This window comes from Pectinatus brassicae (assembly GCF_014201835.1).
GTDB classification, from domain to species: Bacteria; Bacillota; Negativicutes; order Selenomonadales; family Selenomonadaceae; genus Pectinatus; species Pectinatus brassicae.
Genome location: NZ_JACHFH010000058.1, coordinates 1 through 9,103 on the forward strand (window position 1 = coordinate 1; position 9,103 = coordinate 9,103).

A 9,103-nucleotide genomic window follows, 5' to 3' on the forward strand; every position below is an offset into this window, starting at 1 on the left:
TGCATGTTAGAATCATCCTTTTCCTGTTTTCTTTAAAGTATACAGGCTGGATGTTTACTTGAACATATTTATTTTTTATTCATGCGTTTGTCGTGTTCATAATACTATATTTAGCCCTGCAAATGTACCAGCTGCTATATTAGATAACTAACTTAGTTTAATTTCATAAAAAAGAGGCCGCCACTCTTATATGACCGCCCCTTCAACTATTTTGCTGCTTTTATTTCTCTTTATTATAATCCTTTTGGCAGACCAAGACAGCACATTGTGCATTTTGAATTACTGATTGGCTGACACTGCCAAAGATTCTCCCGCCGATACCAAGACCTAACCCCTTTGCTGCAATTATAATCAGATCAATACTATTATTTTCAGCAAAATCCAATATACGGTCTGACGGTGTTCCCACTTCCAAAACCTTTTTGCCCTTAAATTTTTCTGGTACCTTATTGGCGGCATTATTCAAAATAGCATCAGTGTATTTATTCATTGATTCCACCACATCATCCAGTAAATACGAGTCAACAGCAGGAACATTAGGATATTTCACATGAATCAGATGAACCTTAGCGTCAAATTTTTCAGCTAAGCTAATAGCCTCCTGCAGCGCATGCAGGGAATAATCAGAACCGTCAATTGGCACTAATAAATTTTTGAAATCCATAAAATCACTCTTTCCTTTTTATTTATCACTTAATGTCACCTTACACCTTATGTTTAATTATGCTAAATAATTTTTAGTCCTTCTTTATCTCCCGCAAAATATGCTTTAGGCTAATTGAAATATCCTGCCATTTATTAATTTCCCGAACAAAAAAACCTCTAGCATAACATAAAGCAACAACTTCCTCTGCCTGATCGGGTGAATACCCTATTTCCCCCAATATTTTTTCAAATTCACTATATGATGACTTATCTTCAATATCATTTAAAGCAGCTGTTACTTCCTGTAATTTTTCCGCAGTAAATTTTAGCTTTAACCACAAATTTTTCTCATATGTCATATCAACCACCACCAGTAAAGATATTTAGAATTATATATATCTTCTGTATATTGCGGCAGTTTTCCTTCTACTTTGCTGACAAATTTAACTTTATATTAAAGGCAGAACTAAAAAACAGCTCCGCCCTTATTTTATCGACAATATAAGACAAACTCTCCCATACTATATATTATTCCTTTTTCACCGTATATATCATTTAACTGACGATACAGCATTGGCCAGTCATCATTAGTTTTACCATAGCAGGCATATTGTCGAAAAGCAAATTTATATTGAGAATTTAGCTCTTTTATGTATAATGGTATTTCCCATAAATCTTCAAATATATGATATAAGCAAATTGCCATTTTAGGTTTCCATTTTTGTATACTGTCTTTAGCACCCTTTAGAGCATCCAATTCCGCCCCTTCAATATCCATTTTTATAAAATCTATTTTCTCCAATTTATTATTGGCACTGTATGAATCCAAAGTAGTAATAACAGCTTTTTTGGTATCATGATCATTGGTACTATTACGATAGGTTGTTGCTGCACCCCTTGGCAAATATGATACTTCTTCATCAATTTTTCCCAGACCCATATTTTCTATAACTATATTTTTTTCAGCATTTCCTAAAAAATCGTCTATCTTCTTTAGATTATCCTCATTCATTTCAAATGAGTAAACTTTTCCACTTTTACGCATTGCCGAAAAGAAATCCCATGCTGTTCTGCCATCAAATGCACCAGCATCTATTACAATATCATTATCAGTTACTGTATATCCATCTAAAAAATATTGTGCACCTTCATCAAAAATTCTATCGGTTATATCCAATGATATATAGCTTTTTAACACTGATAAATAAATTTCTTTTGACTTTTCATCAAACAATGAATACACCTGATAAATTTTATCCAGATTTTGAAAAAATCTATCAAGGCACGGTTTTACCGACATAATATTATTAAGAGCAAATATCATATTATAATCTTCACCAAATACTTTTCGAAAATAATTATACCATATATTATCAATGATGCCCGTCTGATTAAATAATACAACAGGATAACGCTCGCCATAAATATTTTTTACTTCTGATAATTTGTTACATATAATACCTAATTTATCTCCGATATATATTTTTTTTACGACATGTTCAAATAATTCATCTGGAAATATTATCCGCTTAATAATAATATTATGTTCTTGTAATAAATTCATTGTTGCCACTACATTGTTAAAATCAGCTGAAAAGTCAAAAAGCACAATTTCTCTGCCTGACATTATTGCATATCGAAGCTTTATATCATAATTATCAGTATATATTGTCTTGACAAAATTTATAAACTTTCCCATTTTTTAAGTCATTCCTTTCGCTTCGCTCACAAGGCACAAACAAGCCACGAAAAAAGTGTTGTACCCACGCCTGTTTTGAATTATTATTGAAACAAGGATAGCAATATACTACAGATCACGGAGAGGCGTGTGACGAAAAATTATTTGATGCCGCATTTATATATATGTCATCATCCTTTCAAGCACAAACAAGTGGGACATTGAGCCCGAACCCTTATGAGTGGTAATTATTATGATGAGAGTTGTTTATCACATCTACTGCGGACTGGATGTCCACAAAAAGGTTATCGTTGCAACCATTGTCACTACTAACAAGGATGGTATCCCTCAATATAAACAGCATTCTTTTTCCACTATCAATTCAGAAGTTCCACGACTGGCTTATTCAAAACAATTGCAAACATGTATGCATGGAATCTACTGACAAATACTGGATTCCTATTTTTAATGTCTTGGAACAAGATATTGATGTTTACCTGACACATCCAATTTTATATTAATTTGTATCTTGTATAAGTTTATCCACAATATTTTGGGCTTGATTTTTCAATAATAAAAATTCATCAATAATATCTTCATCATAAAATCTTGCTTGCTTTTGTGTCCTCAACCAATCAAGAAGCTGTGGTTCATACTCTGCACGCTTTAACCATGTTTGCATAATAGAATAGAATTCATCTTTACTTATTAATTTTTTTTGATAGCTTAATGTATACATATAAAAATAATCATTCTTAAATACAAGTTCAATAAATAAATCATTTGTTTTTTGTCCATCATGCACTCGTAAACTGCTTAACGGTTCCTTTATATACACCAAATCTCCCTGTTGCAGCGACTGCATCCACTGAGCAAGATCATTGAGGCAATCAAAAGACTTTCCAGCAAATGTACCAAAATTATTATTAATAGTGCTTCTTCTAACCAGACATGTTGTTGGCTCTCCTATAAAATTAACATTCATTATCAAATTTTTTAATGCAGTTTTAGAATTTACTAAAGTATCTTTTTCTACTTTCCAACGTGGATACCCATTAAAGTCACTTTTATTTCCATCTGCATTAATTAGATTCCGATAAGATGTTACCAAAGAAACATTAGAATATTGTAAATAATAATTTATCATTTTTTCTATTTTTGATGGTGCAAAAATATCATCATCATGTAAATAATTAACGTACTCGCCATGACTCCTATGCAATACCTCACTATAATTAGCATAACTTCGTTCAGCAGCAGTTGCACATTTTCTATTATTGCGTTTGTAAAAAATATTATTATATTTTTCTTGATATCTTTGAACAATTTTTTCTGTTTTATCATCTGTGCTATCATCACCAATGATAATCTCTACATTGCGATATGTTTGAGTCACAGCGCTTTTCAAGGCAATTTCAAAATATTGTGGTCTGTTATAAGTTGGAATTAAAATACTCACTAACGGATAAATATCCTTAGAATATTCATACATGAATTTTTCTTTTTCATCTTGTGCTATCACTATATTTTTTTCACGATATAATACCCATGGTGTTTTTTGTCCTGCTATTGCCACACTATAATAATTACGTTTAAATTCAACACATTGGGCTACATTATAAAGTCCATCACCACAAAATAAATCCTCACGCCAACTTATATCATACTGCGTCATCATTAAATATTCATCAATAGCTGCTGCTAGCTCATACATATCCGGAGAATCGGAAAATATTACCTCCCGCCCATCAACATCATTTAATTTGCCTATCCGAGTTGCCGATGCAAAAATATCAGCATCTGTTGGAATAACTTTTACACCACTCATGCCAATAATACCAATATTCCAATTTGTTTTAAATATTTTTATCATATCCGCAATGAAGTTTTTATTTTTAATTTCAACTCCATTACGAACATATATTTTATATTTTGCATCACTGGAATTCATAGCTTGATTATAAGCTACTATATTATCTTTTTTATTTATTTTTATTATCTCAACTTCATATTTAGACGGTACTATTAGTTGTTTTAATGACTTTAATGTCAATTCGTATAAATCAGTATCCATTATATTTATTATAATTGCAACTTTACATCCATTTAACGCCATTAGCTCTCCTCATTATTATTAACTATTTTCTCAGCTTGTTTTTTTAAAAAAATAAATTCTTCAATAATATCTTCATCATAAAAAAACATTTTTTTTTGCTGTTTTAATAACTTAAATATTCTAATATTTTTTCCTAATTGCTGCAGCCATTCCAGTAAAAGATTCACTAAATCATTTCTATTTATTATCTTTTTCTGATATGTCAATAAGTACATATGCATAAGTTCTACTTTAAACACTACCTGTGTAAACAAATCTTTAGAACGCTGCTTACTATGAATACGCATACTACTCAATGGTTCTTTTATATAAATTAAATCTCCTTTTTGTAAAGATGCAATCCACTGTGGCATATCATTAATACAATTAAATGATTTACCTGCAAACATTCCTAAATTTTCTTCTATATCACAACGCTTTATAAGTGCTGTTGTTGGTTCACCAATAAAATTAAAATTCATTATTAAGCTTTTTACTGCTTTTTCTGCTTTTACCAAACAATCTTTTTCTACTATCCAGCGCGGATATCCTTCGGCATTTACTTCATTACCTAATTCGTCAATCAACCTACGATAAGATGTTACAAGAGATATATTGGGATATTGTAAATAATAATTCATCATTTTTTCTATTTTTTTTGGTGCGAAGACATCATCATCATTCAAATAATTAACATATTTACCATGACATTTATGTAAAATCCCTCGATAATTAGCATATGCCCGTTCAGCTGCATTGCTATAGACGTCTGTATTTTTTATATATACTATATTCTTATATTCACTTTGATATCTCCGTACAATTTTCTCTGTTCTATCATCAGTACTATCATCACCAACGATAATTTCAATATTGCGATATGTCTGCATCAATGCACTTTTCAATGCTATCTCAAAATATTCTGATCTATTATATGTTGGTATCAAAATACTTACTAATGGATAAATATCCCTAGAATATTCATCGAAAAATCTTTCTCTTTCATCTTGTGTCATTATTATATTTTTTTCTCGATATAATATCCATGGTTCTTTCTGCCCTGCAACCGCTGTACTGTAATAATTGCGCTTAAACTCAATGCATTGAGCTATATTATAAAGCCCTTCACTACTAAATAAATCATTACGCCAATTTATATCATACTGTGTTACCATTAAATAGTCATCAATAGCTGCCGCAAATTCATAGCTATCATTACAATCAGAAAAAACTATATTCTTATTATTTATTGACCTTATTTTACCAATACGTGTCGACGATACAAAAATATTTGCATCTGTTGGAATAATTTTTACTCCACTCATTCCAATAATACCAATATTCCAATTTGTTTTAAATATATTTATAATGTCACCAAAAAAATTTTTATTTATTATCTCGATACCCGCACGAAGATATATTTTATACTTGGCAGAGCTAGACTTCATTACTCGATTGTAAGCAGTCGCTATATTTATCTCTTTCTGTGTCGTTATTATTTCCACTTTATATTTGGCTGGCACTATTAATTTTGTCAATGATTTTATAGTTAATTTATAGCTGGCTTCATCAGTTACATTTATTATAATTGCGATTTTATATCGATCTAAATCCATATTTATCATTGCTTTTCCTCTTTTAAAATCCCATTATTTTTACTGTATATTCTTTCAAATATATATTCTATATATTGCATATACTTTTTCCCATTCATTAATGGCGATTTATGCATTTTTAAACGAAGTTCATGCCGCAAAATTACTAATTTTTCAATGTTTTTTATCATCAATATTGTTTTTTCTATATATTCATTTGGTGAATACGCAATGCTGTTTTCTAACCCCATATTTTTTAAAATACTATATCCAAATCTTGACCCATGACGCTTACCACATAATGTAATTACCGGAACCCCCATATAAAGTGCTTCACAAGTAGTCACTCCACCAGTATATGGGGAAGTATCCAGTGCTATATCAATATCATTATATTCATACAAATATTCTTTGTTAAATTCATGTAATTCTATTCTATCAATTGGTAAACCATATCTCGCTAATCTTTTTATTGCATATTTTTGCCCTTGCTCAGAATTAAATAACTGGCTTTTTAATATCAATTTTGATGTAGGTAGCTTTTGCATAATCTTAGCCCATAATTGTAATATAAATGAATTTACTTTATTAAAATTATTAAAACATCCAAATGTTATATATTTATTTTTCAAATAAGGTAATGGACCTACCTCAGGCATTTTGGTTAGTGGCAAATAACACATATGAGATTGCGGCATACATATTATTTTTTCCGTGAATCCTGTATTTTTCTTATCAACTATGCAATATTTATCCGATAAAAAATAATCTACAGCCTGCAATCCTGTTGTATTAAAATAACCAATACCACTGATTTGTATTGGAGCTGGCTTATATGCTAATATAGGTAAACAATTATTAGCCGTATGCCCCGACAAATCAAAAAGAATATCTATACCATCATTGTTTATATTCTCTGCCGCTTGTCGAGGCAAAAAAACCTTTATATTGCGCCAATTCACTCCTGATATTTTCTTTAATTTTTCTGTAAATTCATCTTCATTACCTGAAGAATAACAATAAATTTCAAATTTTTCTCTATTAAATTCTAATAAAAGATTTATTGTCCAAGCCATCACCGGGTGCATACAAAAATCTGGTGATATATAACCAATTTTTATTTTAGATTTATTTTTAGTCATTTTAAAATTTTGATATTGCGTAATATTATCAAAAAAATACTGATACTTTATATGCAGTTTATATAAAGTTTTATCACTTATACCATAAATATAATTAGCTGCAAACAACGCATTACTATATTCTTTTATTTTAAGTACTTTATCTTCTTCATTTTCAGAAGAAAGTAAAAAATAACAACACGCTTTTTTACTTTCCCCTATTTTTACATATGCCGATCCAAGCATACTGTATACTTCTGATAATTTATCAGCATACTTTTTATATCCATTTTTTTGCTGTGCTTTAATAATTTCTACTATATTTAGTAAAAGATTTATCTCATATATATATAATTGCTTTTCTTTATATATATATGCCTGTTGGATATAAGCTGGAATATATTGTACATCTCGATTACATATATTGGCTAATATCTGTAATGCCTTTTCATATTTAGCCAATATTTTATATGTTCCTGCAAGTAATAACAATACATCATTATTATTTGAATATTTATCCTGTGATAAAATTTCAATACATTTTTTATAATTCCCTTCATTATAAAATTTCTGCCCTATTAATATATCAATATCCATCTCGTTATTATCTTTCTACCTTTACAATGTAATTGCAACTTTACTATTATTCTATAATTTCATTGGTTATATACTTTACTTTATCTTTTAATGCCAAAAATTCATTTAGTATTTCTTCATTATGTCTATTATCTTTGCTTTCTTGTTTTAGACTCTGCAACATTTCTGGACTTATATCGGCTATTTTTTGCCAAAATTTCATAACACTATAAAAGTCATTTTTACTTATTAACTTTTCTTTATAACTAAGTAAGTATATATAAAAATAATCTATTTTAAAAAACAACTGAGTAAACAACTCTTTTGTCTTTTGTTTACTGTGCACTCGCAAACTACTTAATGGCTCTTTAATATAAATTAAATCACCTTTTTTCAATGATTGAATCCATTGTGGCAAATCATTTATACAATTAAACGATTTGTCCGAAAAAGTTCCAAAATTATTATCGATATCACAACGCCTTACCAATGCCGTTGTAGGTTCTCCAATAAAGTTTATTTTCATAATCAAATTTTTTAATGCTATTTCTCCTCTTAATAAAGTATCTTTTTCTACTTCCCATCGAGGATATAAAGTCATTATTTTTTCGTCAAATATAACCCTATCATTATCATCGATTAATTTACGATAAGATGTTACAAGTGAAACATTTGGATATTGTAAATAATAATCCATCATTTTGGCTATTTTCTCTGCTTCAAATACATCATCATCATTTAAGTAATTTATATATTCCCCACTACTTCTATGTAAAACATCACTATAATTCATATAACTTCGTTCAGTCACAGTACTACATCGTCTGTTATTTTTTTTATATAATATATTTGGATATTTTTTTTTATATTTTTTTACAATAGCTTGTGTATCATCATTAGAACTATCATCTCCAATAATGATTTCTATATTACGATATGTTTGCATCAACACACTTTTCAATGCAATTTCAAAATATTTAGGTCTATTATATGTCGGAATTAATACACTAACCAGAGGATAAATATCTTTGGAATATTCATCGAGAAATTTATCCTTTTCTTCTATAGTAAAAACCATTTGTTTATCACTGCACAGTACCCACGATTTTTTTTGTCCGGCAACTACAACACTATAGTAATTTCTTTTAAACTCAATACATTGAGCTATACTATAAAACCCTTCCTCTCTAAATAAATCATCTCGCCAACTTATATCATATTGGGTTATCATTATATAGTCGTTAATAGCAGCAACTCTTTCATAGTCCTTCTTATATTCAGAAAATATTCTCTCTGTATTGTAGTGGTCAAGCAAAATTGTAACACTTGGTGATAAACTTTTATGCAGCCATCCTGGCAGCGTGAGGAGTCAAACCATTATTATAGGAATGTG

7 protein-coding genes are annotated in these 9,103 nt (G+C 29.4%); all 7 read right to left on the reverse strand.

Annotated elements, in window-relative coordinates; translation table 11 throughout:
- Nucleotides 1–220: 220 nt before the first annotated feature.
- The 7 genes from HNR32_RS13220 to HNR32_RS13250 all read right to left on the reverse strand — a co-directional run bounded on the left by HNR32_RS13220 (nucleotide 221) and on the right by HNR32_RS13250 (nucleotide 9,025).
- Entirely contained in the window at nucleotides 221–664 is a 444-nt protein-coding gene (locus HNR32_RS13220; RefSeq protein WP_183863441.1) for a universal stress protein, read from the reverse strand.
- 73 nt (nucleotides 665–737) lie between these two features.
- On the reverse strand, nucleotides 738–1,004 hold the full coding sequence (locus tag HNR32_RS13225; RefSeq protein WP_183863443.1) for a hypothetical protein: 267 nt from the start codon (nucleotides 1,002–1,004) through the stop codon (nucleotides 738–740).
- A gap of 131 nt (nucleotides 1,005–1,135) precedes the next feature.
- Nucleotides 1,136–2,344: an FkbM family methyltransferase gene (locus HNR32_RS13230; RefSeq protein WP_183863445.1), complete on the reverse strand. Its 1,209-nt coding sequence runs from the start codon at nucleotides 2,342–2,344 to the stop codon at nucleotides 1,136–1,138.
- A 496-nt stretch (nucleotides 2,345–2,840) separates the two neighbouring features.
- Nucleotides 2,841–4,439: a glycosyltransferase gene (locus tag HNR32_RS13235; RefSeq protein WP_196611197.1), complete on the reverse strand. Its 1,599-nt coding sequence runs from the start codon at nucleotides 4,437–4,439 to the stop codon at nucleotides 2,841–2,843.
- Nucleotides 4,439–6,043 (reverse strand): glycosyltransferase, encoded by a 1,605-nt coding sequence (locus HNR32_RS13240; protein WP_183863449.1) that lies wholly within the window; start codon nucleotides 6,041–6,043, stop codon nucleotides 4,439–4,441. Before HNR32_RS13240 ends, HNR32_RS13235 begins: the two co-directional genes overlap by 1 nt.
- Complete coding sequence (locus HNR32_RS13245; RefSeq protein WP_183863451.1) at nucleotides 6,040–7,155, reverse strand: O-linked N-acetylglucosamine transferase, SPINDLY family protein; 1,116 nt, start codon at nucleotides 7,153–7,155, stop codon at nucleotides 6,040–6,042. The genes HNR32_RS13240 and HNR32_RS13245 overlap by 4 nt, the downstream gene beginning before the upstream one ends.
- A 622-nt stretch (nucleotides 7,156–7,777) precedes the next feature.
- The gene (locus HNR32_RS13250) at nucleotides 7,778–9,025 is read right to left on the reverse strand and encodes a glycosyltransferase (RefSeq protein WP_183863453.1); all 1,248 of its coding nucleotides are present in this window, start codon (nucleotides 9,023–9,025) and stop codon (nucleotides 7,778–7,780) included.
- Between the last annotated feature and the right edge of the window lie 78 nt (nucleotides 9,026–9,103).

What these genes read in the sequence shown, in the direction of transcription:
- HNR32_RS13245 (WP_183863451.1), bottom strand. Translation starts at nt 7,155, where the DNA reads ATGACTAAAAATAAATCTAAAATAAAAATTGGTTATATATCACCAGAT.
- HNR32_RS13230 (WP_183863445.1), bottom strand. Translation starts at nt 2,344, where the DNA reads ATGGGAAAGTTTATAAATTTTGTCAAGACAATATATACTGATAATTAT.
- HNR32_RS13220 (WP_183863441.1), bottom strand. Translation starts at nt 664, where the DNA reads ATGGATTTCAAAAATTTATTAGTGCCAATTGACGGTTCTGATTATTCC.
- HNR32_RS13240 (WP_183863449.1), bottom strand. Translation starts at nt 6,043, where the DNA reads ATGATAAATATGGATTTAGATCGATATAAAATCGCAATTATAATAAAT.
- HNR32_RS13225 (WP_183863443.1), bottom strand. Translation starts at nt 1,004, where the DNA reads ATGACATATGAGAAAAATTTGTGGTTAAAGCTAAAATTTACTGCGGAA.
- HNR32_RS13235 (WP_196611197.1), bottom strand. Translation starts at nt 4,439, where the DNA reads ATGGCGTTAAATGGATGTAAAGTTGCAATTATAATAAATATAATGGAT.